Raw genomic sequence first — 25,903 nt, 5'->3', positions numbered from 1 at the left:
ATCACAGATCTCTCATCGACGATCACGATGAGAAACCCCCTGCCCGCTTGAAATTAGGGGACGGAGCCGTATGACTCAATCACCTTCCGCAATGTTTCCAGTGCTTGGCGTATCTGAAACCCGGACATCAATACTGAGAAGGAACGAATCAAGACGCGCCGCGGCGTGTTCGACGTCCCGCTTGGACAGGTCGCAGATGGTCAGCAGGCGCCGCGCGAGGCGCTCGCGCTCCTTCGCGGGCACGGGCAGGGACCTGACGTGGCGGTGCGCCTCGCGCAACCGCCACGCCAGCTCGTCCTGTGGACCCGTCAGACGGTCGTCGGCAGCCATGGCTGCCGACCATTCTCGTATGCGCCTATGGCGTCGGCGTTGCGCAGGGTCAGCCCGATGTCGTCCAGGCCCTCCATCAGCCGCCAGCGCGTGTAGTCGTCGATCTCGAACGCGACCGTCCCGGCGCCCCACCTGACCTGGCGTTCCGTCAGGTCGACGGTGATCTCCAGGGTGGGGTCGGCCTCCACCGCGGACTGCAGGTCCTCGACGACCGGCCCCGGCAGGACGACCGGGAGCAGGCCCATCTTGGTGGAGTTATTACGGAAGATGTCCCCGAACCTGGCCGCGATCACGACGCGGAAGCCGTACTGCTGCAGGGCCCAGACCGCGTGCTCGCGGGAGGAGCCGGTGCCGAAGTCGGGCCCGGCGAGCAGGATCGTGGCGCCCTGGTGGGCGGGGTCGTTCAGGACGAAGTCCGGGTCCTCGCGCCAGGCGGAGAACAGGCCCTTCTCGAACCCGGTCCGGCTGACCTGCTTGAGCCAGACGGCGGGGATGATCTGGTCGGTGTCCACGTTGCTGCGGCGCAGCGGCACGGCCCGGCCGGTGTGGGTGACGAACGCTTCCATCGGAGGGCTCCTTACAGGTCGGCGGGGGCGGTGAGCCGGCCGGTGACGGCGGTCGCCGCGGCGACCTGCGGGGACACGAGGTGGGTACGGCCGCCCTTGCCCTGGCGGCCCTCGAAGTTGCGGTTGGAGGTCGAGGCGCTGCGCTCGCCGGGGGCGAGGGTGTCGGGGTTCATGCCCAGGCACATGGAGCAGCCGGCCTCGCGCCACTCGGCACCGGCGGCCTTGAAGACCTCGTGCAGCCCCTCCTGCTCGGCCTGGAGCTTGACCAGCATCGAGCCGGGCACGATCAGCGTGCGGGTCACGACCTGCCGCCCGCGCAGCACGTCGGCCACGGCCCGCAGGTCCTCCAGCCGGCCGTTGGTGCACGAGCCCACGAAGACCGTGTCCACCGCGACGTCGCGGAGCGGGGTGCCCGCGGTCAGGCCCATGTACTCCAGGGCCCGCGTGGCCGCGGCCGGGTCGTCGGTGTCCTCGGGCCTCGGCACGGCCGTCCCCAGGGGCGCGCCCTGGCCGGGGTTGGTGCCCCAGGTGACGAACGGGGTCAACGTCGTGGCGTCGATCTCCACGACGGTGTCGAAGACGGCGTCCTCGTCGGTGACCAGCGACCTCCAGTACTCGACCGCGGCGTCCCAGTCGGCGCCCGCGGGCGCGTGCGGGCGCCCCTTGAGGTAGGCGAAGGTGGTCTCGTCCGGGGCGATCAGGCCGGCGCGGGCACCGGCCTCGATGGACATGTTGCAGACGGTCATCCGGCCCTCCATGGAGAGCGCGCGGATCGCCTCGCCGCGGTACTCCACGATGTAGCCCTGGCCGCCGCCGGTGCCGATCCTGGCGATGATCGCCAGGATGAGGTCCTTGGCGGTGACGCCGGCGGGCAGCCGGCCGGAGACCTCGATGGCCATCGTCCTGGGCCGGTAGGCCGGCAGCGTCTGGGTGGCCAGCACGTGCTCCACCTCGGAGGTGCCGATGCCGAACGCGATGCCGCCGAAGGCGCCGTGGGTGGAGGTGTGAGAATCGCCACACACGATCGTCATGCCGGGCTGGGTCAGGCCGAACTGCGGGCCGATGATGTGCACCACGCCCTGGCCTGCGTCGCCCATGGGGTGCAGCCGGACGCCGAACTCCGCGCAGTTCTTGCGCAGCGTCTCCACCTGCACCCGGGAGACGGGGTCGCTGATGGGACCGCGTACGGTCGGGACGTTGTGGTCCTCGGTGGCGATCGTGAGGTCGGGCCGCCTGACGGGCCGGCCGGCCATCCGCAGGCCGTCGAACGCCTGCGGGCTGGTCACCTCGTGGACGAGGTGCAGGTCGATGTAGAGCAGGTCGGGTTCTCCTTCCGCACGTCGAACGACGTGCTGCTCCCAGACCTTCTCCGCGAGCGTGCGGCCCATGTCGCCTCCTTGCGATCGGCTGTCCCACACCCACTTGCTTTCTCATATGTCGAGACGGCAGTATCGGTGTATGGACAACTCTAGCGGAGTCGGCGTACTCGACAAGGCCGTCCTCGTGCTCAACGCCCTCGAAGCGGGGCCCGCCTCCCTCGCACAGCTCGTCCAGGCCACCGGCCTGGCCCGGCCCACCGCCCACCGCCTGGCCGTGGCGCTGGAGCACCACCGCATCGTCTCCCGCGACACGCAGGGCCGGTTCGTGCTGGGACCGCGCCTGTCGGAGCTGTCCACGGCCGCGGGCGAGGACCGCCTGCTGGCCGTCGCCTCGCCGGTGCTGACCCAGCTGCGGGACCTGACCGGGGAGAGCGCGCAGCTGTACCGGCGCCAGGGGGACGAGCGGGTCTGCGTGGCCGCCGCCGAGCGGGCCAGCGGGCTGCGCGACACCGTGCCGGTCGGCTCGGCGCTGCCGATGCTCGCCGGGTCCGCGGCGCAGATCCTGCTCGCCTGGGAGGAGCCGGACCGCCTGCACCGGGGCCTGCGCGGGGCCAAGTTCACCGCCGCCACCCTGGCGAGCGTGCGGCGCAGGGGCTGGGCGCACAGCGTCGGCGAGCGCGAGCAGGGCGTGGCCAGCGTCTCGGCGCCGATCAGGGGGGCCGGGGGCAAGGTCGTGGCCGCGGTCTCGGTCTCCGGGCCGATCGAGCGCCTGACCCGGACCCCGGGCCGCCTGCACGCCGCCCCGGTGGTCACCGCCGCCGAAAGGATCACCGAGTCGATGCGCCGGGCGAACTGACGCCGAACCGACGCCGATACGGCCCCTCCAGGGGGCGATATGAGGAGGCGAGCACCCCTGCCGCCCCCTAGGCTGGGAAGGTGACAGATCGCATCGAGGCAGCCGCGGCTGAACTGCGTCCCCTGCTCCAGAACTTCATCCTCTGGGCGCGTGAGAACGCGCCCGGCAGCGACTCCGGCCTGGTGGGCTCTGTCGCGCTGTGGCACCGGCTGATCGCCTCCGACGACGTGGGCCGGTGGAAGCGGTCCGATCTGCGCACGGTCCTGCTCGACCGGATGCCCCAGGTCGTCGAGGATCCCGACGCGGCGGCCGACGGCATGGTCCCCGCGATCCGCGCCTACCTGACCTTCCTGGCCGACTCCGGCCGCCTGGCCAGGGGCTCGTCCTCCCTGGAGGACCTGCTCGCCGAGCTCGACGCCCTGGAGGACGACTTCGTCGACGCCATGGAGGAGCTCGTCGTCGAGGAGGACGAGGAGGAGGACTACGACGAGGAGGAGACCGAGGGGCTCGGCGACTTCGAGCCGTTCGCCGACGAGCTCGCCGAGCTGCCGACGATCAGGCTGCGTCCCGACTCCGAGCTGGCCGCCGCCACCCGCAAGACGGTCCTGATCGCCAAGGCCCGCGACCTCGCGGTCTGGGTCGGGACCGAGCGCAGGGTCGGCGAGACCAGCCTGCTGAGCGACGCCGAGATCACCGAGGCCCTGGGGGTCCTCGGCTTCCCGGTCCCGCGGACGAACGGCGCCACGCTGGCCGACTCCGTCCCGGCCCTGTGGAACGTCTGGAACCTCGCGATCGACCTCGACTTCCTCCAGCCCGAGGGGGAGGACACCGTCAGCGTCGACCCCGACACCGCCGAGTGGCCCTTCGAGGAGGACGACGACGCCCTCGACGCGTGGATGGCCGGCCTGCACTCCATCGACTACGGCGACCCCGAGCTGGACGACGAGGAGGCCACGATCGCCCTGTCCGGGCTGACCAGGGCGCTGCTCATCCGGGTGCTGCTGGCGACCGGCTCCAAGCCGCTCGCCGAGCTCCGCACCGAGCTCGCCGAGGCCGCCGCCGAGTACGACGACCTGGGCGCCGAGGCCTGGGCCGCGGCCACCGAGCGCTACGGCGACCCGCTCAACCCGGTGCTCGACTGGCTGACCGGCTACGGCATGGTCGAGGTCGAGCACGACCAGGTCCGGCTGACGCCGCTCGGCATGGAGGGCGTGGTCCACCTGGCCGACGAGGCCGACATCGAGCTGGACGCCCGGCCCGCCATCGACGCGATGACCGCCCTGGACCTGCTCTCCTTCGGCGCCGAGCTGCCCGAGGAGGAGGCCGACGCCGAGTTCGCCGCCTGGATGGAGCTGCGCGCCCCCGAACAGGCCGCCAGGGACCTGCTGGAGGCCGCGGCCGAGGACGACGCGGACGCGCTGATCCGGGTGCAGGCGGCCAGCATGGTCGGCTCGCTCGGCGAGGTGGCCGCGCCCGCGTGGCGGGAGGCCCTGGACGAGCCCTCCCTGCGTCCGTACGCCGCCACCCACCTGGCCCAGCTCGGCGTCGAGGACGCTCCCCCGCCCACCCAGGCCGACACCCACTGGCTGATCCTCGACATGCTGACCATCTCCGCCGGCCTGGGCCGCCCGGAGTTCGTCAGCAGCCTGGACGACATCGGCAACGTGCCGAACCTGGTCAACCTGCTGGACGTGATCTGGAAGGTGCCGCACCCGCACCTGGAGGAGCTCCTGGAGGCGATCGGCAAGGCCCACCCCGACAAGCAGGTGGGCAAGGCCGCCAAGCGGGCCCTGTTCAAGGCCCGGTCCGGCCAGAACTAGTCCCGGACGCGAGGGACCGGCTCCTGGCGGGGGCCGGCCCCTTCTTCCCCGCCGGGTTCGCCGCGTCCTCGTCCGTACGGCTCCCCGGCGCTTCAGGAGGGTCCCGTGGCTCCGGCGGCGGGCTCCTCGTCACCCTGCCAGTCGGGAAGCGGCCGGTAGATCGCGATTCCCGCGGCCTCCAGCTCCTCGCGGAGCGCGAAGTAGCGCTCGCCGAACGGGTCGACGCCGTTGAGCGGCATGAGCCCCCGGCGGATGGCGAGGTCGTGCGGGGCGAGGGCGGCGGCCCGTTCGAGGTGACGCTCGGCGGCGGCCGTGCGCCCGGCGCGGAACAGCCAGGTGGCCAGGCGCGCGTGCAGCCGGGCCCGCCGCTCCTCGTCGGTGGGGGCGCGCAGCTCGCGGGAGGTCGTCCCGGCGTCGCCGTCGATCACCCATCGGCGCAGGGCCGCGACGGCCCGCTCACAGGACAGGCCGTTCATCGAGCGGAAGGTGTCGGTGGCCGTCATGGTGTCCTGGGGACGGGCGATCCGGCCCTCGGCGTCGACCCAGACCACGGTCGGCACGTTGATCACGTTGTAGAGCTCGGCGATGCGGCCGTCGGTGTCGACCACCGCCGGATGGGTGACCTCGGCGAGCCACTCGCGGGCGGCCTCGGGGTCGCGGTCGAGGGAGACGCTGAGCACGCTGAAGCCGTACCCGCCCAGCTCCCGGTGCAGGGCCTCCCAGGCGGGCAGGTCGTAGCGGCAGCCGCACCACGAGGCCCAGAAGACCACGGCGACCCTGGTGCCGCGCAGCGCGGTCAGCGCCTCGAACTCCGGCGCCCTGCCCGGCGGGAGGTCGGCGGGCTCGCCGACGGCGATCAGCCCCTCGTCCGGGTCGGCGACCGCCTGCCTGCCGAGCAGCCCGGCGAAGGCCACCAGGTCGACGCCCTCGCCGGTCTCGGCCGCGGCGGCGCGGAAGGCGGGGATGCACGCGTCGCCGCGGCACCAGCCGTACGGCTTGCGCTCCCAGCCGAGGACGGGCTCCCCGTGCGGGAGGATCGGCCCGGTGATCCGCTCCTCGTGTCCGTCCACCAGCAAAGTGATCATTTCTTCCCCCATTGGATAGTGACGCTCTCCAATCATTGGACAGTTGCGCTATCCAAGCAAGGGGGGTCACGGAAAAGGACGGTGAAGGACACCCGGGGTCACGGGAGCGTGACGCGACCGTGATCGTGAAGCGGCCGCCACCCTGCCATGATCCGACCGTCACCCGGCCATGATCTGGCCGCGATCCGACCGCGAGGAGAAGAAAACGAACGCCGGGAACACGAAAAACCCCCGGAAGCCATTGCTTCCGGGGGTTCGCGATGTAGCCCCGACCGGATTCGAACCGGCGCTACCGCCTTGAGAGGGCGGCGTCCTAGGCCACTAGACGACGGAGCCTTGCGAGAGACAGTGGTAGTCCCGACCGGATTCGAACCGGCGCTACCGCCTTGAGAGGGCGGCGTCCTGGGCCACTAGACGACGGGACCCTACACACTGTCATCAGATTCGGAGGGGACCGAATCTGCGGCATCTTCGAAAAAGAAGATGCAGCTGGGGTACCAGGACTCGAACCTAGAACAACTGAACCAGAATCAGCCGTGTTGCCAATTACACCATACCCCACCGCACCGGACCCCTTGCGGGGCTCGCTGGCGACTCCGAAAGAATAGCCCAGGTTGGGGGTCAAGACCAAAACGATTACCCGCGGCCGGATCGCGGTATCACCGGGCTGCCGCCGCGAAGGCCGCTGTGCGACGCTGCTGGAGAGATCCGTCCACCCGTGAGGAGTTTCCGTCTTGGTCGAGAACCCGTTCTTCGCCCTCAGTGAGCTGCCGTACAGGCTCCCGCCGTTCGCCCAGGTGAGGGAGGAGCACTACCTCCCGGCGTTCGAGCGCGGCATGGCCGACCAGCTGCGCGAGGTGCGTGAGATCACGGACGACCCGGAGCCGCCGACGTTCGCCAACACGATCGAGGCGCTGGAGCGTTCCGGCCGGATCCTGCGGCGTACCTCGATCGTCTTCATGACGATCGCCGCCTCCGACACCACCGACGGCATCCGGCGGATCGAGACCGAGATCCTGCCCAGGCTGACCCGGCACGGTGACGCCATCAGGCTGAACCGCGCCCTGTACGACCGGATCAGGCGGGTCACCACCGACGACCCCGAGGAGGCGTGGCTGCTGGAGAAGTACCGCGTCGACTTCGTCAGGGCCGGCGCCGACCTGTCCGAGCCCGAGCAGGAGCGGCTCAGGCGGCTGAACGAGGAGCTGACCCGGCTCTCCACCTCCTTCACCCAGAACCTGCTGGCGGCCTCCACGGCCTCCGCGCTGGTCGTCGAGGACCCCGCGCTCCTGGACGGGCTCCCGGAAAGCACGATCAAGGCCCTGGAGAAGGACGGCCGCTACGTGCTGCCGCTGTTCAACCACACCAACCAGCCCGCGCTGGCCGAGCTGACCGACCGGGAGACCCGCAGGAGGCTGTACGAGCTGTCGGTCGGCCGGGCCCTGGAGAACCTGCCCCTGGCGGCCAGGATGGCCGAGCTCCGCGCCGAGCGGGCCGCCCTGCTGGGCTATCCCAGCCACGCCGCCTACACGGTCGCCGACCAGACGGCCAAGACCACCGGCGCCGTCGAGGAGATGCTCGGCAGGCTGGTGGGCCCGGCGGTGGCCAACGCCCGCAGGGAGGCCGAGGAGCTGGGCCGGGAGGCCGGTCTCCCGCTGGAGCCGTGGGACTGGTCCTTCTACGCCGAGCGGGTGCGCAAGGCCAGGTACGACTTCGACGGCGGCGACCTGCGGCCCTACTTCGAGCTGGACCGGGTGCTGCGCGACGGGATCTTCCACGCGGCCGGTGAGCTGTACGGCATCACCTTCTCCCTCCGCGAGGACCTGGCCGGCTACCACCCGGACGTACGGGTCCACGAGGTGTTCGACGCCGACGGCTCGCCGATGGGCCTGTTCCTGCTCGACCCGTACGCCCGGCCCTCCAAGCGCGGCGGCGCCTGGATGAACAGCCTGGTGAACCAGTCGCACCTGTTCGACGAGCTGCCCGTGGTGATCAACAACCTCAACATCACCAAGCCTGCCGAGGGTCCCACCCTGCTGACCTTCGACGAGGTCAACACCGCCTTCCACGAGTTCGGCCACGCCCTGCACGGCCTGTTCTCGGACGTGCGCTTCCCCCGGGTCTCCGGTACCGAGGTGCCGCGCGACTTCGTGGAGTACCCCTCGCAGGTCAACGAGATGTGGGCCACCTGGCCGTCGATCCTGGCCAACTTCGCCAGGCACCACGAGACCGGCGAGCCGGTGCCCGCGGAGCTGCTGGAGAAGATGCGGGCGGCCGAGAAGTTCAACCAGGGCTTCGCCACGGTGGAGTACCTCGCGGCCACGCTGCTCGACTGGGCCTGGCACAAGCTGGCCGCGGGCGAGACCGTCGAGGACGCCGAGGCGTTCGAGACCGCCGCCCTGGAGCGCGCCGGGATCGCCTTCGACCTGGTCCGCTCCCGCTACCGGACCTCCTACTTCGCGCACATCTTCTCCAGCGGGGTGGGCGGCTACAGCGCCGGTTACTACTCCTACATCTGGAGCGAGGTGCTCGACGCCGAGAGCGTCGGCTGGTTCGAGGAGAACGGCGGCCTCAGGCGCGAGAACGGCGACCACTTCCGCTCCACCCTGCTGTCGGTGGGAGGCTCCCGGGACGTGATGGACGCCTTCCGCGCCTTCCGCGGGCGTGACCCGCGCATCGAGCCGCTGCTGGAGCGCCGGGGCCTGCAGGCGTGACCTTGCCTCCCCGGCCGGGGTGGGGGAAACCTCACCCCGGCCGGGGACGCACATCCCATGCGCCATCCGTACGAAGGCGTCATGATCGGACAATGACACGAGCATGGAACAGGACGGGCGTCGCGCTCGTCGCCCTCCTCACCGGTGCCCTGCTGGGCACCGCGAGCCCGGCCGTGGCCCGGACGGAGGCGACAGGGGCGGCCGGGACGGCCGGCGGGAACGCGACCGTCCGCACCGACGCCGGCCTGGTACGGGGCACGGCCGCCGCCGACCACCGGCTCTTCCAGGGCATCCCGTACGCCGCGCCGCCGGTCGGGGACCTGCGCTGGCGCTCCCCGCGGCCGGTCACGCCGTGGCCGGGCGTGCGCGACGCCACCGCGCCCGGTGGCCGGTGCGCGCAGGTCGCCGACGTCTGGGGGCTGCCGGCGAGCGACACCGAGGACTGCCTCTACCTCAACGTGACCGTCCCGGCGCGCGGGCACGTGAAGCGGCCCCGGCCGGTGATGGTGTGGCTGCACGGCGGGGGCCTCACCAGGGGCGCGGGCAGCGAGTACGACGCCCGCAGGCTGGCCGTGCGGGGCGACGTCGTGGTGGTGACCGTCAACTACCGGCTGGGGATCTTCGGGTTCTTCGGGCATCCCGGGATGGAGGACTCCGGGGCCTTCGGGATCGAGGACCAGCAGGCGGCCCTGCGGTGGGTGCGGCGCAACGCCTCGGCGTTCGGCGGCGACCCGGGCAACGTCACCCTGTTCGGCGAGTCCGCCGGTTCGCACTCGGTGTGCGCGCAGCTCGCCTCCCCCTCGGCGGCGGGGCTGTTCCACCGGGCGATCGCCCAGAGCAGCCCGTGCCGGACGGGCGACTCCGCGGACCGCAGGCCGCGTCCGCTGATGGACGTGCCGCTCTGGGTGCCCCGCGCGGCCCACGAGGGGTACGGGCAGATCCTGGCCGCCACGGCGGGCTGCACCGACCCGGACACCGCGCTCGCCTGCCTGCGCGGCAGGCCCGTGGCCGACCTGCTCGCCCTGCAGCCCCTCCCGCTGCCGGGGTACGGCAACGCGGTGCTGCCCGAGGACCCCGCCAGGGTCCTGCACGAGGGCCGCTTCCACCGGGTGCCGGTGCTGACGGGCGTCACCCGGGACGAGGGCACGCTGTTCACCTCGCTCATGTTCCCGCCGATGACGGCCGAGCAGTACGAGGCGACCCTCACCGAGAGGTTCGGCGCCGCCGGGGCCGCGGTGCTGGCCCAGTACCCGCCGGCCGCCCACGGCGGCTCGCCCCTGCAGGCGCTGGCGGCCGTGATGAGCGACCTGGACTGGGCGTGGCCGGCCCGCGACACCGACCTGATGTTCGCCCGGTACGTGCCGACGTTCTCCTACGAGTTCACCGACCGCACCGCCCCCGTGCTGTTCCCGCTGCCGAACGGGGTCGAGCCGCTGGCCTCGCACGGCTCGGAGCTGACGTTCCTGTTCGGGGCCGGCTGGACGTCCGCCCCGCTCACCGCCGAGCAGCGACGGCTCGGTGACGTGATGATCGGTTACTGGTCCCGGTTCGCCGCGACCGGCGACCCGAACCGGCCGGGCCTGCCCGCGTGGCCGCGGGTGCGCCCCTCGGACGGCACCCCGTACGTGCAGGAGCTGGCCCTGGGCCGGGGCGGCGTCGGGCCGTTCGACCGCGGCGCGGCGCACCGGCTCGCCTTCTGGGACGGCCTCGCCGAGCGGGGAACGCCGGACGCGCGCCGTTCCGGCTCCCCCTCCTGAGGAAGCGCGGGAGCCCGTGGAAGCGGTGAGGCCCGGGACCCGACGGACGGCCGGGTCCCGGGCCTCACCGGCTCGGGTCGGTCCGCCCGGTCAGGCCCCGAGCCTGGCGAGGGCGGCGCGCAGGCGCTCCGCGGTGCGCTCGCGGCCGAGGACCTCGATCGACTCGAACAGCGGCAGGCCCACGGTCCGGCCGGTGACGGCCACCCGTACGGGGGCCTGGGCCTTTCCGAGCTTGAGACCGTGCTCGGTGCCGACCTCCTCCAGGGCGGTCTTGAGCGAGTCGGGGTCCATCGCGACGGTCTCCAGCCGGGCCAGGTAGCCGGTGAGGATCTCCACCGCGGAGTTCTTCATGGCCTTGTCCCAGGACGCCTGGTCGAAGACGGGCTCGTCCAGGAAGAGGAAGTCGACGTTCGCCGTGATCTCCGACAGGACCGCGATGCGGGTCTGGGCGAGCTCGGCGACCTTCGCGAAGACCTCGCGGTCCCAGCCGGGCTCCAGCCAGGGGTCGCAGCGGGAGACGAACTCCGCCAGGGGCAGCGCCCGGATGTACTCGCCGTTGAACGCGCGGAGCTTCTTCTCGTCGAAGAACGCCGGGGAGGGGTTGACGTCCTGGAGCCTGAACAGCGGCACCATCTCCGACCAGGGCATGATCTCCCGGTCGTCGCCGGGCCCCCAGCCGAGCAGCATCAGGTAGTTGACCATCGCCTCGGCCAGGTAGCCCTCGTCGCGGTAGGACTCCAGGGCGACCTTGTCGCGGCGCTTGGACAGCTTCTGGCGCTTCTCGTTGACGATCACCGGCACGTGCGCCCAGATCGGCGGGGTGACGCCGAGCGCGTCCCAGAGCAGCTGCTGCTTGGGGGTGTTGGACAGGTGCTCCTCGGCGCGGACCACGTGGCTGATCCGCATCTCCACGTCGTCGACGACGTTGGCCAGGACGAACAGCGGCGATCCGTCGCCGCGGGCGACGACGAAGTCCTCCATCGCGGCGTTGGGGAACTCCACCGTGCCGCGGACCAGGTCCTGGATCACGGTGACGCCCTCGTCGGGGGTGCGGAAGCGGACCGCGCCCTCGGCCAGGCCGCGGTCGCGGCAGAAGCCGTCGTAGCCCTGGTGCTCGGAGCCGGTACGGGCCTTGACCTCGTCCCGGGTGCACCCGCAGTGGTAGGCGCGGCCGTCGGCGAGCAGCGTGGCCACGGCCTCGCGGTGCTGCTTCTCGTACGAGGACTGGAAGTAGGGGCCCTCGAAGGCCGGATGGGTGTCGTTGACACCGATCCAGGCGAGCGCCGAGATGATGCCCTCGGTCCACTCGGGCCGGTTGCGCGCGGCGTCGGTGTCCTCGATGCGCAGGACGAACCGGCCTCCGGCCTGCTCGGCCAGGGCCCAGTTGAACAGCGCGGAGCGGGCACCGCCGACATGGAACATGCCGGTCGGCGAGGGGGCGAAGCGAACCCTAATCACGGGGGACCACCCGGTTGCTGAGAGTGCCGATTCCTTCGACGAAGACGCTGACCTCGTCGCCGACGCTGAGCGGGCCGACCCCCTCGGGGGTGCCGGTCAGGATGACGTCGCCGGGGATCAGCGTCATGACCGCGCTCACGTGGGCGATCAGCGCGGGGATGTCGTACATGAGCTTGGAGGTGCGCGAGCTCTGGCGGACCTCGCCGTTCACCGAGGTGACGATGGCGACGTCGGACGGGTCGAGCTCGGTCTGGATCCACGGGCCGAGCGGGCAGAACGTGTCGAAGCCCTTGGCCCGGGTGAACTGGACGTCCTTCTTCTGCAGGTCCCGCGCGGTGACGTCGTTGGCGCAGGTGTAGCCGAAGATCACCTCGTGCGCCCGCTCGCGGGGGACCTCCCGGCAGAGCCTGCCGATCACCACGGCCAGCTCGCCCTCGTAGTCGACCCGCTGGGAGAGCGCCGTCGGGTAGGCGATGGCCTCACCCGTGCCGATCACCGACGTGGACGGCTTGAGGAAGACCAGCGGCTCGTCCGGCACCTCCCCGCCCATCTCCTTGGCGTGGTCGGCGTAGTTCCTGCCGATCGCCACGACCTTGCTGGGCAGCATGGGGGCGATCAGCTTCACCTGGGAGAGCGAGAACCGCTCCCCGGTGAACTGGATCGGCCCGAAGGGATGGCCGGAGATGCCGGCGACGAACTCCTCCCCGGGGCCGCCCTCGACCACCCCGAACCCGACACCGTCTCCTGTGGAGAACCTCGCTATACGCACACGGACAAGGCTAGTCGCGCTCCGGGTCCCGCAGGACCGTGCCCGTCTCCGGGCGGACGCCCACCCGGACCGGCGACACCACAACCCATATACAACCAAAAATATAGATAAATCCTATTTTCCAGATACCGCCAGGATTACTCTAAGAATAGGTATGTCCTGGTTGTGTGCCATATGGGGGGTATTACCGGCTATAGCACCATCGGGGACCGGCGCGGTCCTCTCTCGGGGGAGGGAACGGACGTGACTGAAGCCAGCACGGTGAACAGGCCCCAGGGCGGCGAGGCGACGGTGCCCCGGGCTCGCACCGACAGTTCCGGAATGCAGAGTGGGCTGGTCACCCCCAAGGGGACCACCACCATCGAGAGCGGCGTGGTCGCGAAGATCGCGGGCCTGGCGGCCCGGGAGATCCAGGGCGTGCACAACATGGGCGCGGGCACGGCGCGCGCCTTCGGCGCGATGCGCGGCATGGTGGGCGCCGAGAAGAGCGTCACGCAGGGGGTCTCGGTCGAGGTGGGCGAGCGGCAGGCCGCCGCCGACCTCGAACTGGTCGTCGAGTACGGCATGTCCATCCCCGACCTGGCCGGCGCGGTACGCCGCAACGTGATCACGGCGGTCGAGCGGATGTGCGGCCTGGAGGTCACCGAGGTCAACATCAAGGTCTCCGACGTCCACATGCCCGGCCAGGGGGACGGGACGGAGGAGTCGCCCGAGCCGGAGCCGCGCGTCCAGTGAGCGACCCCGTCCCCGGAGCGCCGGGACCCGCCCGCGGTCCGCACGAGGCCGGCCGCACGGCCGTGCCCGCACCCGATCCCGGGCCCTCGGCCCGCCGCACGGCCGTACCCGATCCCGGGCTCTCGGCCCACGAGCCGCCCGCGCCCGCGTACGGATCCGCACGGACGGCCGGGCAGGGGATCGCCGGGCAGGGGATCGCCGGACCGGGGGGTGCCGCGGGCCCGCGGAACGGGGAGGACGGACCTGCGGCCGAGGTCGGGCCGGGAACGGGGGACGTCTCGCAGGATGCCGTCCACCGCGCGGCGGCCCTCGCCCGCGGGATGGCCGACGCGGTACGGCGCTGTCCCGACGTCGTCGACCTGTCCGGCGGCCCGTTCGGGACGGTGGCGACCTACATGCCCGGCGAGATGATGCCCGGTGTCGCGCTGCGCGAGGACGAGGTGGAGGTCTCCATCGTCGTCAGGCTGGGACGCCCGCTGCCGGAGATCGCCGAAGAGGTGCGCGCGGCGGTCGCCCCGATGGCGGGCGACCGGCCGGTGAACGTCCATATCGGAGGTGTGACATGAACGGTTTCCCCATCTGGTCGGTGCTCGGCACGGTGGCCGGCATCCTGCTCGGATTCGCCGGGGCCTTCGGCGGGCTGTCGGCGTTCCTGCTGGTCCTGGTGCTGGGCGCGATCGGATTCATGATCGGCCGTCTGGCGGAGAGCGGGCAGATCGACCTGTCCAGGCTGGCGGCGAGGCGGCGATGAGCACCCCGGTCGAACACCGTCCCGTGCCCGGCCGGGCGACCCAGGGCTCCGCGGAACCCGCGGAACCCGGGACCCTCTCCGGTGACGGGCCGGGCGGTGTCCCGGAACGGACGGGCCGGTCCGCGCCGTCCACCGTGTCCGGCCGTCCGGCCGTACCGGCGGAGCAGCGCGGCAGGACCGACATATCCGATCGGGTGGTGTCGCGCATCGCGACCCGCGCGGCCGGAGAGGTGGCACGGGTACGGAAGGTCGGCGAGCGGGGGCCGCTGTCCTTCCGGGGCGGTACCCGCGCCACCGTGGACGGTGAGCTCACCACCCTCCGCCTGGACGTGACGGTGGACTACCCGGCCCCGCTCCGCGAGGTGGCCCAGCAGGTCAGGAGCCACGTGGCCGAGCGGATCATGGCCCTGACCGGCCTGTACGTCGGCCACATCGACATCGACGTCACCAACGTGACCCTGACCGGGACCGGCGCGGCCGCCCGCCGCCCCCGCGCCGTCGAGACCGCCGAGACCACCGGGAGCACCGGGAGCGCAGGGAGCGCAGGGAGCACTGAAGGCACCGGGTCCACCGCGGCTCACGCCTTCCACGGGGAGCGCGGATGACCACCCGCACGTCCGGCGGGCCCGGCCCCGTCCCCGAGGCGGCGGGACCGGACCCGGGGACGACGACCGCACCCGGCGCGGAGATCGCGGAACCGCCCGCGTCGCAGGCGACCGGCGCGGTGCCGAGGAACGCCTCGGCGGACCGCGCGGCGGTCAGGGCGTTCCGTCCGCGCCGGGTGATCCCCTCGGTGATCACGGCCCTGCTGATGACGGCGCTCGGCCTCCTCGTGGCGCTGGAGGTCGTCTCCGCGCTGCTGAACCGCCCGCTCCGCCTGGTGCCCTACGACCGGATCCTTCCCTGGGCCTCGTCCACACCGTGGAGCGACCCGCGGGTGATGGCGGGCGCGGGCCTGACCGGCCTGCTGGGCCTGCTGCTGGTCCTGCTCGCGATCGTGCCGGGACGGCCCACGCTCGTCCCGGTCAGGACCGGGACCAGGAAACTGCTCGTCGGCGTGCAGCGCCGGGGGTTCGCCCGGTCGCTGGCCCGCGCCGCCGAGGCGGTGCCGGGTGTCGACCGCGCCCGGGTGCGGCTGCTGGGCAGGACCGTGCGCGTGCGGGCCGACGCCGGAACGCGGGACGTCACCGGTCTGGGCGACGTCGTACGGGAGGCGGTCAACGCGCGGATCGACGCGTTCTCCCCCGTCCGGAGGCACTCCGTCCGCGTGCGGCTGCGAGGCAGGTGAGCACCGTGAACGACACGACCGCCCGGGGCAACCGGCTGGGACTGCTCCTCGTCGGGCTGGCGCTGCTCGCGCTGTCGGCGCTGGTGATCGCGCGCGGAGCCGGGGCGTTCCCGCAGGACGCGGCACCGGCCCGGGCTCCGCTCGTCGACGAGCCGATGCGCGCGGCGTTCGCCCGCTACGACCCGTCGCTCCGGTGGGTGATCGCGGCCGGTGGGATCGTGCTCGCCCTGTTCGGGCTGCGCTGGCTGCTGGTCCAGGGGCGCCGCCGCAGCCTGGACACCATGCGGCTGGACGGCGGCCCGGCCGGGGTGACCGAGGTCGACACCGGCGGCGTGACCGACGCGGCGTCGGCGGAGGCGGGCGCGCACCCCGCGATCCTGGGCGCCACCACCACGATGGTCGGCACGGAACGGGACCCCTGCGTACGGGTACGGGTGACCCTGGCCGGGGACGCGCCGATGAGCGCGGTCCGCGAGCAGCTGGGCGAGGTGGTGCTGCCGCACATGCGCCAGGCCCTGGAGAGCCCGGACATGCCCGCCGTCGCCCGGGTGAGCGTGCAGGACGCGCCACACCCCCGCAGGACCCTCGCCTGAGGGGGCGCCGATCATAGAGTGGTCGGGAACCCACCACCTCGAGGAGACGATGTGCCGGTCGTGAAGATCAACGCCCTGACGGTGTCCGCGGAGATGCGCGAGGAGCTGGAGCGCCGCTTCTCCGGACGGGCAGGGGTCGTCGAGTCCGCCGACGGATTCGAGTGGTTCGAGCTGCTCCGGCCGGTGGACGGCACCGACCGCTACCTGGTCTACACCCGCTGGCGTTCGGAGGAGGACTTCAAGCGCTGGACCGAGAGCCAGGCCTTCCAGCGGGGCCACGTCCAGGCCACGGCCGACGCGGGCCAGGGGCAGGGGCAGCAGGGGCAGCAGGGGCAGCAGGGACACGGTCACGGCCAGGACCCCGCCCAGGGACAGGGTCACGGACACGGTCCCGCCCAGGGACACGGGCACGGCCAGGGTCCCGCCGCCACCGGAGCCGAGCTGTGGTCCTTCGAGGTGGTGCAGAGCACCGGCCCGGCCCCCGGGGCCTGACCACCGGCACGACCGGCCCTGCCGGGATCCCGGGCTCACCCCTCCAGGGGGTTGGCGGCCATGAGCTCGGCGATCCCGGACCGGGCCAGCCGTCCGGCCTGGCTGTCCGGCTTGCGCCGCGCCTGGTCCAGGATGCACATGGTGAAGTACGGGCCGATCCCCGCCCGGGGGTAGGTCCCCAGCACCTCGGCGCGGAGCTCCGCGGGGAAGTCCTCGGGCCTGCGGCCGGAGATGTCCAGCGCGGTGGAGAGTTCCAGCAGGTACCCCTCCGGGTCCTTGGCGGGGTCCACCTCGTCCCACATGTGGCGTACGACGACCTCCGCGGCGCGCACCCGGCGCTCGACCGGCCAGCCGGCACCGGCGGCGAAGACCCACGCGACGTGGCCGCCCGCCTCCTCGAACGGCACGGTGTGGCTGTCGAACTCCTCCACCAGGCCGATGTCGTGCAGCATCGACGCCACGTACAGCAGTTCGGCGTCGAAGGCGATGTCGTTCATGGCGCCGTAGGCCGCCGCCCACAGGTAGGCGCGGACGGAGTGGTTGAGCAGGGCGGACGTGCAGTAGGCGGTCGCCACCTCCAGGGCGCCGCGGGCGGCCTGGGTGTCGGGGACGACGATGTCGGCGAGTCTCATGCCCCCAGCCTGCCGAAACGGGCGGGCGTCCCGTGAGTGGCCTGAAGGACACCGGCCGATAGGATCGCGCCATGAGCTTCCGGACGGTCGCGGTGATGCTGTTCGACGGCATCCCGCTGTTCGAGGCGTCGGTGCCGATCGCGGTCTTCGGGGAGCGCCGGGCGGGGCTGCCGGAGTTCGACACCCGGGCCGTCTCCGCCGAGGGCGGCCCGGTCCGCACCGACATCGGGATCACCCTCGCCGCCCCGTACGACCTGGGCGCCGTCGACGACGCCGACCTCGTCGTCGTGCCCACCTGGCGGAACCCGTCGGGGTCCGCGCCCGCGGCGGAGGCGCTGGAGGCTCTGCGCCGCGCCCATCGGCGGGGGGCGACCGTGGTCGGGCTCTGCCTGGGCACGTTCGTACTGGCCGCCGCCGGGCTGCTGGACGGGCGCGGGGCCACCACCCACTGGCGCTACACCGGCCTGCTCGCCGCGTCCCACCCCCGCGTCGAGGTCCGGCCCGGAGTCCTGTACGTCGACGAGGGCGACGTCCTCACCTCCGCGGGCAGCGCGGCCGGCATCGACCTGTGCCTGCACCTCGTCCGCCGGACGTACGGCCCGGAGACGGCCAACCAGATCGCCAGGGGCCTGGTGGTGCCGCCGCACCGGGCGGGCGGCCAGGCGCAGTACATCGACCATCCGGTGCCGTCGCCCTCCACCGGCGACCCGATCGGCGAGACCCTCGAATGGGCCCTGCGCCACCTGGACCGGGAGCTCACCGTGGACGTCCTGTCCGCCCGCGCCGCGATGAGCCGCCGCACCTTCGACCGGCGCTTCCGCGCGGTCACCGGCACCACCCCGGCCCAGTGGCTGCTCCACCAGCGGGTCCTGCAGGCCCAGCGGCTGCTGGAGACCACCCGCGAGCCGGTGGAGCGGGTGGCCCGCAGCGTGGGGTTCGCCTCGGCGGTGGCGCTGCGCCCGCACTTCCGCCGCCGGGTGGGCGTCTCCCCCACCGCCTACCGGGAGACCTTCGGCACCGCCCCGGCAGGGGAAGCCGCCGCGCCCCCGGCCCCCTGACCCCCGGGGCCCGTGAGGTCTCACCGGCCCCGTAGGGTTCATGGGACCCACCGATCCCACGGGCGGGGACCCGCATCCAATTGCTAACGATCCCCTGGAAGTACCCCTCCCGACTTGACCGGTTTGGTGGGATTCGGACAGCATGATCCGCTCTCACGACGCGACTCGACTCCACCCGGAAGGAACTGGCGTGCGCCGCCGCACACAAGCACTCGCTCTTGCCCTGGTCTCCCTGCTGACCTGCCTCGTCCCGGTCGGCACCGCCGAGGCCGGGGCCGCGAAACGCACCACGGAGTGTCAGGGCGACTGGCTGCCCGCGACGCCCACCGGGTCGGACGTGATGGGCGGCAGGCTCGGCTTCCTGGACCTGGCCCCGGTGAAGATCGGCAAGAACGTCGACTGGCGCACCGATCCCTACCGCAACCGCTCGTGGAGCATGGTCTTCCACTCGCTGCGCTGGATGGGCCGCCTCGTCGCCGACTACGAGTCCAACGGCGACAAGGCGTACCTGGACCGGGCCGTCGAGATCGCCAAGGACTGGGTCGCCGACAACCCTCGCGGCGGCGCGAGGACGAGCCCGTACGCCTGGCAGGAGCACCCCATCGCGCTGCGCGCGCCCGCGCTGGTCTGCCTGAGCAAGCACGTCGACGCCGGCTGGCTCACCCGCAGCCTGACCGAGCACGCCACCATGCTGTCCAACCCCAAGCTGTACGAGAAGGGCCACAACCACGGCATCGACCAGGACATCGCGCTGCTGGGCATCGGCTGCCGCTACGGCCGCAAGGAGTGGTCCGGTCTGGCGATCAGGCGTCTCACCGAGACCGTGAAGCTCGACGTGGACTCCCAGGGCGCGCTGCGCGAGCAGGCCCCGCGTTACGCGATCTACGTGTACGAGCGCCTGCGGGTGGCCATGGACAACATCCGGGCGTGCAGGCTCACGGTGCCCGGGGAGATCTCCCGGCGCTGGGAGTCGATGGAGGACTTCATCTCCCACTCCACCCAGCCGAACGGGTACATGGTCCCGATCGGCGACGGCGGGGCGGACGTGCGGCCGGTCGGCTACAGCGCGCCGAAGAAGACCGTGCGGGTGTTCGGCAACGGCTACGTCTACGGGCGCACCTCCTGGAACGACCCCGGCTCGGCGTTCTACTCCATCCGCTTCGGGCCCGGCATGAAGTACCACGGCCACGAGGACCACCTGGGCGTGACCTACTACGCCCAGGGCCGCGACGTCCTGGTCGACGCGGGCTTCGACTCGTACGAGAACAGCGGCTACCGGCGCTGGACGATGTCCCCCCAGGCGCACAACACCTCGACGGTGGCCGGGGCCCGGTTCCGCGGCGGCACGGCCACCGCCCTGAGCAGGTCCTCGATCGGGCAGGACCGGCAGAGCTACCGGCTGACCGACAGGGCCTACGGCGTCTCCAGGACCCGTTCGGTGCTCGTCGGCCACGGCCGGGACGTGATGGCCGTGCTGGACACGGTCCCCAAGGGCTCGCGGGTGGGCAACCTCTGGCACTTCTCCCGCGACCTTTCCGTCGTCTCGAACGGTGGCGGCCGGGTCGTGCTGAAGGACGAGAAGGGGTGGAAGGCGACGCTCGCGCAGGTCTCGATGCCGTCGTGCAGGCCGGTCGGCGGGCTGAAGGTCGTCCGCGGCGCGAAGAACCCGTACCAGGGCTGGGTGTCGTCGGCCTACCTGCAACGGCACCCCGCCCCCGCGGTGGTGGCCCCGGCCGCCGGAGCCTCCGTGCTGACCGTGGTGGTACCCGGCACCGACGACCCGTCGCTCTCCTGCTCCGGCGGCACGGTCACCGTGAAGACCTCCGAGGGCACGGTGAGCCTCCGCGCCCGCGGCGCCGACCTGTCCTGAGGGACCCGGTCTGTCCTGAGGGCCTCGGCCTGTCCCGTTCTGAGGGTCCCGGCCGTCCTGACGGACCCGGCCGGACGTCCCGCCGGTTCCCGGCTCCGCTCCCCCAGCGGTACGGTTCCCCGCCGGTTCCCGTCCCCGGCTCTGCGGCCGGGGACGGCGCGTCCCTCAGGCGGTGTGGCCCGCCCGCAGCAGGCCGTAGGTGACGGCCTGCTCCAGCGCCTGCCAGGACGCCTCGATGATGTTCTCGTCGACGCCGACCGTGGACCACTCCCCTGCCGCGTCGCTGGAGGTGATCAGCACGCGGGTGACCGCGTCGGTGCCGTGCGTGCCCTCCAGGATGCGGACCTTGAAGTCGATCAGCTCGACCTCGGCCAGCTCGGGGTAGAGGCGCTCCAGCCCGAGCCGTACGGCCCGGTCGAGGGCGTTGACCGGGCCGTTGCCCTCGCCGGTGGCGACGATCCGCTCGCCCTTGGCGTACAGCTTCACGGTGGCCTCGCTGACGACCTCGCCGCCCCGGGCCCGCTCGACGATCACCCGCCAGGACTCGACCTGGAAGTGGCTCCTGCGCTCGCCCGCGACGGTGTCGCGGAGCAGCAGCTCGAAGGAGGCGTCGGCGGCCTCGAAGGTGTAGCCCCTGGACTCCATCTCCTTGACCCGGTTGACCAGCTCCCGCGAGATGTCCGGGCCCAGCTCGTAGCCCAGCTCGCGGCCCTTGAGCTCGACCGAGGCGCGCCCGGCCATGTCCGAGACGAGCATGCGCATGTCGTTGCCGACCTGGGCGGGGTCGATGTGCTGGTAGAGGTTGGGGTCGACCTTGATGGCGCTGGCGTGCAGCCCGGCCTTGTGCGCGAAGGCGGAGACGCCCACGTAGGGGGCGTGCGAGTTGGGGGTGACGTTGGTGACCTCGGTGATCGCGTGGGCGATCCTGGTCATGTCCGCCAGGGCCTCCCGGGGCACCAGGTCGAAGCCCCGCTTGAGCTGGAGGTTCGCCACGACGGTGAACAGGTTGGCGTTGCCCGAGCGCTCGCCGTAGCCGTTGGCGCAGCCCTGCACGTGGGTGGCGCCGGCCTTCACCGCGGCCAGCGAGTTGGCGACCGCGCAGCCGGTGTCGTCGTGGCAGTGGATGCCGATCCTGGCCGACGTCTCGACGGCGGCGTGCACCACGTCGGCCAGCTCGTCGGGGAGCATGCCGCCGTTGGTGTCGCAGAGCGCGATCACCGAGGCACCGGCCTCGGCGGCGACGCGCAGGACCTCCAGCGCGTACGCCGGGTTGGAGGCGTAGCCGTCGAAGAAGTGCTCGGCGTCGAGGAAGACCCTCTGCCCCTCCGCACGAAGATGGGAGACCGTGTCGCGGATCATCGCGAGGTTCTCCTCCAAAGTCGTGCGGAGGGCCAGCTCCACGTGCCGGTCGTGACTCTTGGCGACAAGGGTCACGACCGGCGCGCCGGATTCGCGCAGCGCGGCGACCAACGGGTCGTCGGCAGCCTTCACACCTGCCCGGCGGGTCGCGCCGAACGCGGCGAGCTGCGCGTGCTTCAGGTCCAGCTCTGTTCGAGCCCGCCTGAAGAACTCGGTGTCCTTGGGGTTGGCGCCCGGCCAGCCGCCCTCGATGAAGCCGACGCCAAGGCCGTCCAGGTGACGCGCGACGGCCAGTTTGTCGGCCACCGTGAGGTTGAGCCCTTCCTGCTGGGCTCCGTCACGGAGAGTCGTGTCGTACACGTGGAAGCGATCGTCGGCCATGTCGTTCTCCTTCGCGGGTTCGATGATCCGCCGCGCGCCCGTCCGGCTCCGGAAACAAAAATGACCCCTCACGGACGTGAGAGGTCTGCGCGCCGGCGGTGTCCCTTTTCAGCCGGCGCGCCTGCCGATAATGAGCAGACCGTAGAACATGATGTCTCGGAGTCTGCCACACGCCGACACCATCTGACACATCGATCTCACGATCCGAGATGCACGGCGCGTCGGCGACGTGCCGACACGGTGCGGAATCGCCGACACCGCCGGTCGTCACGGGCGAGAATGGCTCCCATGAAGGCCACCTACCTCGACCCCGCCGTGGGCCAGTACCTGCTCGCGCACACCACGCTGCCCGACGAGATCCTCGACGCGCTGGCCGTCGAGACCCGCGAGCTGACCGGCGACGACGCCAGGATGCAGATCTCCCCCGACCAGGGGAGCTTCCTGACGATGATCACCCGCCTCTGCGGCGCCAGGAACGCGGTGGAGGTGGGCACCTTCACCGGCTACTCCTCCATCTGCCTGGCCCGCGGGCTCGCCCCCGGAGGGGGGCTCACCTGCTTCGACGTCAGCGAGGAGTGGACGGCGATCGCCCGCAGGTACTGGGAGAAGGCGCAGGTGGCCGACCTCATCGACCTGCGGATCGGCCCCGCGGCCGAGCGGCTGCTCGAACTGCCCCAGCACCCGGCCGTGGACCTGGCCTTCATCGACGCCGACAAGGCCGCCTACCCGGTCTACTACGAGCTCCTGATGGAGCGCCTGGCTCCCGGCGGGCTGATCCTGGCCGACAACACGCTGCGCGGCGGCCGTGTCGCCGACCCCGCCAGCGACGAGGAGACGGTCAGGCACATGCGCGCGTTCAACGACATGGTCACCGCCGACGAGCGGACCACCTCGGTCATGCTCCCCATCGCCGACGGACTCACCATGATTCGAAAGCACTGACGAGAACTTTCCCGGATCCGTACGCGGGCGCGACGCTTTCCGATTACTTTACGTGATGTGACGAACACGTTGCGCCCATCGGCGTGGAGGGAAGGATGAGACCATGGGAATGCTCATGGAGAGATCGACCGCGTACCAGATCACGGATCGGAAGAACCTCGAACGGCTCTACACGGAGCTCGTCGATCGGTTCGAGAATCACCGGATCGAGATCGTCAACGGCAGGATCGTGGTGAGGGAGATGCCCACGATCGCCCACGCCAAGGTCGTCTACCAGCTGACGGCACAACTCATGCCGTTCTCCATGGAGAAGGGGTGGCGTCTCTATCCGCAGGTCAAGCTCCTCCTGCAGGTGCAGGGGGATCGCATCGAGCCCGACCTGGTAATCGTGCCCCCCGATCCCCCTCTCTGGGATCCCAGCCACATCCATGCGAACGCCACGTTGCTGGTCGCCGAGGTCGTCTCTCCGAGCAGCGTTCACGACGACCACGTGGTCAAGCCGCGTGCCTGCGCGCTCGCGGGCGTCCCGCTCTACCTCGTGATCGACACCTTCGCGGACCGGTTCAGGTTGCTCAGCCGACCCGGCCCGGAGGGGTACGCCGAAGAGGTCACCGAGTCGCTCGGCAAGCCGCTCGAACTGCCCGCGCCGTGGAACCTCACGATCGACACGGGCAGGCTGACCGAGGGCTGAGCCCGTCGCGCGGAAGGGCCCGGCCTTGGAGGACCGGGCCTTCCGGTGGCGGCTAGCAGATCTTGTGGACCCAGCCGTGCGGGTCGGGGCGGGACCCGTACTGGATGCCCACGAGTTCCTCGCGGATCTTCGAGGTGACCGGGCCCTGGTTGCCGTCGCCGATCGTCCAGGCGCGGTCGGCGCCCTTGACCGCGCCGACCGGGGTGACGACCGCGGCCGTGCCGCAGGCGAAGACCTCGGTCAGCTCGCCCGACTCGCAGCCGCTCTGCCACTCCTCGATCGACAGGCGTCCCTCCTCGGCCCGCAGGCCCAGGTCGCCGGCGAGGGTGAGGATGGAGTCGCGGGTGATGCCGGGCAGGAGCGTCCCGGTCAGCGCCGGGGTGAGCAGGCGGTCGCCGTAGACGAAGAACAGGTTCATCCCGCCCATCTCCTCGACGTGACGGTGCTCGACCGCGTCCAGCCAGACCACCTGGTCGCAGCCCTGCTCGACGGCCTGGCGCTGGGCCACGAAGGCCCCGGCGTAGTTGCCGCCGCACTTGGCGGCCCCGGTGCCACCGGGGGCTGCGCGGGTGTACTCGGTGGAGAGCCAGACCGAGACGGCCTTGCCCCCGCCGAAGTAGGCCGCGGCCGGTCCGGCGATGACCATGTACCGGTAGGTCCTGGAAGGGTAGTTGACACCGAGCGCGGGCTGCGTGGCGATCATGAAGGGGCGCAGGTAGAGGCTGTGCCCCGGGGTGGTGGGGACCCAGTCACGGTCGGTCTGGACGAGCAGCTCCAGCGACTCGACGAACGTCTCCTCGGGCAGCTCGGGCATGGCCATCCGCAGCGCCGAGGCGTTGAACCGGGCGGCGTTGGCCTCCGGCCGGAAGATCACGATGGCGCCGTTCTCCTGGCGGTAGGCCTTGAGACCCTCGAAGAGCTCCTGCCCGTAGTGGAAGACCGAGGTCGCCGGGTCGAGGACGAGCGGCCCGTACGGCGTGAGCCGGGCGTCGTGCCACCCCTCCCCCTCGGTGTAGTCGATGGAGATCATGTGGTCGGTGAAGACCTGGCCGAACCCCGGGCTCGCCATTACCTGCTCACGCTCGTCCGTGGTGCGAGCGTGGTCGGAGAGCTGCACGTCGAAGCTGAGCTTCTGAGCGGTGGTCATGACGCGGATCCTTCTCTTGGTGTCTGGCTTACCCTTGCGTCCATTCTGCGTTGGACCGGGTAACGGGAAACTACTGCATCGATAGCGAAAACCGTCAGCGGGGCGGAAAAACCAAAACGCGCCCGGCGGCTCGGTGAGCCGCCAGGCGCGTCTGGGTCGAGGTGGGCGGCTTCCTCAGCCGGCTACTCGGGCGGTGATGTCGTCGCCGATCTCGCGGGTGGTCCGGCCGGTCCGGCCGGTCGGCCGCTCGGCCAGGTCGTCGGCGACGGCCCGCTCGACCCGGACGGCCTCGGAGTCCAGGCCCAGGTGGTCCAGGAGCATGGCGACCGACAGGATCGTGGCGGTCGGGTCGGCCTTGCCCTGGCCCGCGATGTCGGGGGCGCTGCCGTGGACCGGCTCGAACATGCTCGGCGCGGTGCGGTCGGGGTTGACGTTGCCGCTGGCCGCCAGGCCGATGCCACCGGCGATCGCCGCGCCGATGTCGGTGAGGATGTCACCGAAGAGGTTGTCGGTGACGATCACGTCGAAGCGCCGGGGCTGGCTGACGAAGAACATCGAGGCCGCGTCGACGTGGCAGTAGTCGGTCTGGACGTCCGGGTACTCCCGGCCGACCCTCTCGACGGTGCGGGCCCACAGGTCACCGGCGTAGGTGAGCACGTTGGTCTTGTGGACCAGGGTGAGCCTCCTGCGGGGACGCGACAGCGCCTTGTCGAAGGCGTAGCGCACCACGCGCTCGACGCCGAAGGCGGTGTTCAGCGACTCCTGGGTGGCGATCTCGTGCGGGGTGCCGTGGCGCATGACGCCCCCGGCTCCGGCGTACGGACCCTCGGTGCCCTCGCGGACGACGATCATGTCGATGTCCTCCGGCCGGACCCCGCCCAGCGGGGTCTCCACCCCGGGGAAGAGCTTGACCGGCCGCAGGTTCACGTAGTGGTCGAGCCGGAAGCGGAGCTTGAGCAGCAGGTCGCGCTCCAGCACGCCCGGGGGCACGCTGGGGTCGCCGACCGCCCCGAGCAGGATCGCGTCGTAGCCGCGCAGCTCCTCCAGGACGACGTCGGGCAGCGTCTCACCGGTCTCGTGGTAGCGCTTGGCGCCGAGATCGTAGGTGGTGGTCTCCACCTTCGTGCCGACCGCTTCGAGGACCTTCAGCCCTTCGGTGACGACCTCGACCCCGATCCCGTCCCCGGGGATGACCGCCAGGCGGATGTTACGCGAATCCATGGGGTCACCCTACCGGGCCGTCTCGGTGCTTGAACACCGGTCTCACGCCTCGGACGGAATTTCCCTCGG

25 protein-coding genes and 3 tRNA genes are annotated in these 25,903 nt (G+C 71.7%); 15 read left to right on the top strand and 13 right to left on the bottom strand.

Going from position 1 to position 25,903, the window contains the following annotated elements; all coding sequences use genetic code 11:
* Window positions 1-75: 75 nt before the first annotated feature.
* Genes ACZ6RT_RS07595 through leuC form a run of 3 tightly spaced genes read right to left on the bottom strand, consistent with a single transcriptional unit; the run spans window position 76 to window position 2,284 of the window.
* On the bottom strand, window positions 76-330 hold the full coding sequence (locus tag ACZ6RT_RS07595; protein WP_399186462.1) for an SCO5555 family protein: 255 nt from the start codon (window positions 328-330) through the stop codon (window positions 76-78).
* Window positions 309-896 carry a 3-isopropylmalate dehydratase small subunit gene (gene leuD / locus ACZ6RT_RS07590; RefSeq protein WP_470152578.1) on the bottom strand — a complete coding sequence of 196 codons (588 nt, stop codon included), beginning with the start codon at window positions 894-896 and terminating at the stop codon, window positions 309-311. The genes ACZ6RT_RS07595 and leuD overlap by 22 nt, the downstream gene beginning before the upstream one ends.
* Window positions 897-907: 11 nt before the next feature.
* On the bottom strand, window positions 908-2,284 hold the full coding sequence (gene leuC / locus ACZ6RT_RS07585) for a 3-isopropylmalate dehydratase large subunit (protein WP_399186464.1): 1,377 nt from the start codon (window positions 2,282-2,284) through the stop codon (window positions 908-910).
* Window positions 2,285-2,354: 70 nt separating this feature from the next.
* On the opposite strand from leuC, the gene ACZ6RT_RS07580 reads away from it, so the two are divergent.
* Together ACZ6RT_RS07580 and ACZ6RT_RS07575 are read left to right on the top strand one after the other, a co-directional pair.
* Window positions 2,355-3,071, top strand: a complete 717-nt coding sequence (locus ACZ6RT_RS07580) for an IclR family transcriptional regulator (protein ID WP_329085241.1) — start codon at window positions 2,355-2,357, stop codon at window positions 3,069-3,071.
* An 80-nt stretch (window positions 3,072-3,151) separates the two neighbouring features.
* The gene (locus tag ACZ6RT_RS07575; protein ID WP_470152577.1) at window positions 3,152-4,891 is read left to right on the top strand and encodes a hypothetical protein; all 1,740 of its coding nucleotides are present in this window, start codon (window positions 3,152-3,154) and stop codon (window positions 4,889-4,891) included.
* Window positions 4,892-4,983: 92 nt separating this feature from the next.
* Here the strand turns inward: ACZ6RT_RS07575 and ACZ6RT_RS07570 are convergent, their stop codons facing one another.
* From ACZ6RT_RS07570 to ACZ6RT_RS07555, 4 genes are all read right to left on the bottom strand, one after another.
* Entirely contained in the window at window positions 4,984-5,976 is a 993-nt protein-coding gene (locus ACZ6RT_RS07570) for a redoxin domain-containing protein (protein ID WP_470152576.1), read from the bottom strand.
* A gap of 263 nt (window positions 5,977-6,239) precedes the next feature.
* A tRNA-Glu gene (locus tag ACZ6RT_RS07565) sits at window positions 6,240-6,312 on the bottom strand.
* Between the two features lie 13 nt (window positions 6,313-6,325).
* Window positions 6,326-6,401, bottom strand: a tRNA-Glu gene (locus ACZ6RT_RS07560).
* A 64-nt stretch (window positions 6,402-6,465) separates the two neighbouring features.
* A tRNA-Gln gene (locus ACZ6RT_RS07555) sits at window positions 6,466-6,537 on the bottom strand.
* 173 nt (window positions 6,538-6,710) lie between these two features.
* Here ACZ6RT_RS07555 and ACZ6RT_RS07550 point away from each other — a divergent pair.
* Window positions 6,711-8,690 (top strand): M3 family metallopeptidase, encoded by a 1,980-nt coding sequence (locus ACZ6RT_RS07550; RefSeq protein WP_470152575.1) that lies wholly within the window; start codon window positions 6,711-6,713, stop codon window positions 8,688-8,690.
* 92 nt (window positions 8,691-8,782) lie between these two features.
* On the top strand, window positions 8,783-10,447 hold the full coding sequence (locus ACZ6RT_RS07545; protein ID WP_399186469.1) for a carboxylesterase/lipase family protein: 1,665 nt from the start codon (window positions 8,783-8,785) through the stop codon (window positions 10,445-10,447).
* A 90-nt stretch (window positions 10,448-10,537) separates the two neighbouring features.
* Here the strand turns inward: ACZ6RT_RS07545 and gltX are convergent, their stop codons facing one another.
* Both gltX and ACZ6RT_RS07535 read right to left on the bottom strand, forming a co-directional pair.
* On the bottom strand, window positions 10,538-11,869 hold the full coding sequence (gltX, locus tag ACZ6RT_RS07540; RefSeq protein ID WP_399186670.1) for a glutamate--tRNA ligase: 1,332 nt from the start codon (window positions 11,867-11,869) through the stop codon (window positions 10,538-10,540).
* A gap of 28 nt (window positions 11,870-11,897) precedes the next feature.
* Complete coding sequence (locus tag ACZ6RT_RS07535) at window positions 11,898-12,674, bottom strand: fumarylacetoacetate hydrolase family protein (RefSeq protein ID WP_344894181.1); 777 nt, start codon at window positions 12,672-12,674, stop codon at window positions 11,898-11,900.
* 243 nt (window positions 12,675-12,917) lie between these two features.
* Between ACZ6RT_RS07535 and ACZ6RT_RS07530 the strand changes: the two genes are divergently transcribed.
* From ACZ6RT_RS07530 to ACZ6RT_RS07500, 7 genes are read left to right on the top strand one after another with little or no spacing between them, the layout of a single operon-like run.
* Window positions 12,918-13,409, top strand: a complete 492-nt coding sequence (locus ACZ6RT_RS07530) for an Asp23/Gls24 family envelope stress response protein (protein WP_470152574.1) — start codon at window positions 12,918-12,920, stop codon at window positions 13,407-13,409.
* The gene (locus tag ACZ6RT_RS07525) at window positions 13,406-13,975 is read left to right on the top strand and encodes an Asp23/Gls24 family envelope stress response protein (protein ID WP_470152573.1); all 570 of its coding nucleotides are present in this window, start codon (window positions 13,406-13,408) and stop codon (window positions 13,973-13,975) included. The genes ACZ6RT_RS07530 and ACZ6RT_RS07525 overlap by 4 nt, the downstream gene beginning before the upstream one ends.
* Complete coding sequence (locus ACZ6RT_RS07520) at window positions 13,972-14,160, top strand: hypothetical protein (protein WP_344896009.1); 189 nt, start codon at window positions 13,972-13,974, stop codon at window positions 14,158-14,160. The genes ACZ6RT_RS07525 and ACZ6RT_RS07520 overlap by 4 nt, the downstream gene beginning before the upstream one ends.
* Window positions 14,157-14,765, top strand: coding sequence for an Asp23/Gls24 family envelope stress response protein (locus tag ACZ6RT_RS07515; protein ID WP_470152572.1), 609 nt, complete (start codon window positions 14,157-14,159; stop codon window positions 14,763-14,765). Before ACZ6RT_RS07520 ends, ACZ6RT_RS07515 begins: the two co-directional genes overlap by 4 nt.
* A complete protein-coding gene (locus tag ACZ6RT_RS07510; RefSeq protein WP_470152571.1) occupies window positions 14,762-15,448 on the top strand; it encodes a DUF6286 domain-containing protein in 687 nt (228 codons plus the stop codon). The genes ACZ6RT_RS07515 and ACZ6RT_RS07510 overlap by 4 nt, the downstream gene beginning before the upstream one ends.
* 5 nt (window positions 15,449-15,453) lie before the next feature.
* Complete coding sequence (locus tag ACZ6RT_RS07505) at window positions 15,454-16,041, top strand: hypothetical protein (RefSeq protein ID WP_399186474.1); 588 nt, start codon at window positions 15,454-15,456, stop codon at window positions 16,039-16,041.
* 51 nt (window positions 16,042-16,092) lie between these two features.
* Window positions 16,093-16,533, top strand: coding sequence for an antibiotic biosynthesis monooxygenase family protein (locus tag ACZ6RT_RS07500; RefSeq protein ID WP_470152570.1), 441 nt, complete (start codon window positions 16,093-16,095; stop codon window positions 16,531-16,533).
* A 35-nt stretch (window positions 16,534-16,568) separates the two neighbouring features.
* Here the strand turns inward: ACZ6RT_RS07500 and ACZ6RT_RS07495 are convergent, their stop codons facing one another.
* On the bottom strand, window positions 16,569-17,165 hold the full coding sequence (locus ACZ6RT_RS07495) for an HD domain-containing protein (protein ID WP_470152569.1): 597 nt from the start codon (window positions 17,163-17,165) through the stop codon (window positions 16,569-16,571).
* A gap of 71 nt (window positions 17,166-17,236) precedes the next feature.
* Here ACZ6RT_RS07495 and ACZ6RT_RS07490 point away from each other — a divergent pair, with 71 nt between their 5' ends.
* Both ACZ6RT_RS07490 and ACZ6RT_RS07485 read left to right on the top strand, forming a co-directional pair.
* On the top strand, window positions 17,237-18,223 hold the full coding sequence (locus ACZ6RT_RS07490; protein ID WP_470152568.1) for a GlxA family transcriptional regulator: 987 nt from the start codon (window positions 17,237-17,239) through the stop codon (window positions 18,221-18,223).
* 190 nt (window positions 18,224-18,413) lie between these two features.
* Window positions 18,414-20,093, top strand: a complete 1,680-nt coding sequence (locus tag ACZ6RT_RS07485; protein WP_470152567.1) for a heparinase II/III domain-containing protein — start codon at window positions 18,414-18,416, stop codon at window positions 20,091-20,093.
* Between the two features lie 165 nt (window positions 20,094-20,258).
* Here the strand turns inward: ACZ6RT_RS07485 and cimA are convergent, their stop codons facing one another.
* Window positions 20,259-21,833 carry a citramalate synthase gene (gene cimA, locus ACZ6RT_RS07480; protein ID WP_470152566.1) on the bottom strand — a complete coding sequence of 525 codons (1,575 nt, stop codon included), beginning with the start codon at window positions 21,831-21,833 and terminating at the stop codon, window positions 20,259-20,261.
* A 288-nt stretch (window positions 21,834-22,121) separates the two neighbouring features.
* Here cimA and ACZ6RT_RS07475 point away from each other — a divergent pair, with 288 nt between their 5' ends.
* Together ACZ6RT_RS07475 and ACZ6RT_RS07470 are read left to right on the top strand one after the other, a co-directional pair.
* Window positions 22,122-22,775: an O-methyltransferase gene (locus ACZ6RT_RS07475; protein ID WP_344894150.1), complete on the top strand. Its 654-nt coding sequence runs from the start codon at window positions 22,122-22,124 to the stop codon at window positions 22,773-22,775.
* Window positions 22,776-22,878: 103 nt separating this feature from the next.
* The gene (locus ACZ6RT_RS07470; protein WP_399186482.1) at window positions 22,879-23,466 is read left to right on the top strand and encodes a Uma2 family endonuclease; all 588 of its coding nucleotides are present in this window, start codon (window positions 22,879-22,881) and stop codon (window positions 23,464-23,466) included.
* Window positions 23,467-23,518: 52 nt separating this feature from the next.
* On the opposite strand, the gene ACZ6RT_RS07465 is transcribed toward ACZ6RT_RS07470, so the two are convergent.
* Together ACZ6RT_RS07465 and ACZ6RT_RS07460 are read right to left on the bottom strand one after the other, a co-directional pair.
* Window positions 23,519-24,613: a branched-chain amino acid aminotransferase gene (locus ACZ6RT_RS07465; protein WP_470152565.1), complete on the bottom strand. Its 1,095-nt coding sequence runs from the start codon at window positions 24,611-24,613 to the stop codon at window positions 23,519-23,521.
* Between the two features lie 174 nt (window positions 24,614-24,787).
* Window positions 24,788-25,834, bottom strand: coding sequence for a 3-isopropylmalate dehydrogenase (locus ACZ6RT_RS07460; protein ID WP_470152564.1), 1,047 nt, complete (start codon window positions 25,832-25,834; stop codon window positions 24,788-24,790).
* Between the last annotated feature and the right edge of the window lie 69 nt (window positions 25,835-25,903).

Source organism: Streptosporangium sp. NPDC050148 (assembly GCF_055586505.1).
Note: the sequence above shows the minus strand (reverse complement) of the source record. Positions and strands in the feature narration are given on the sequence as shown.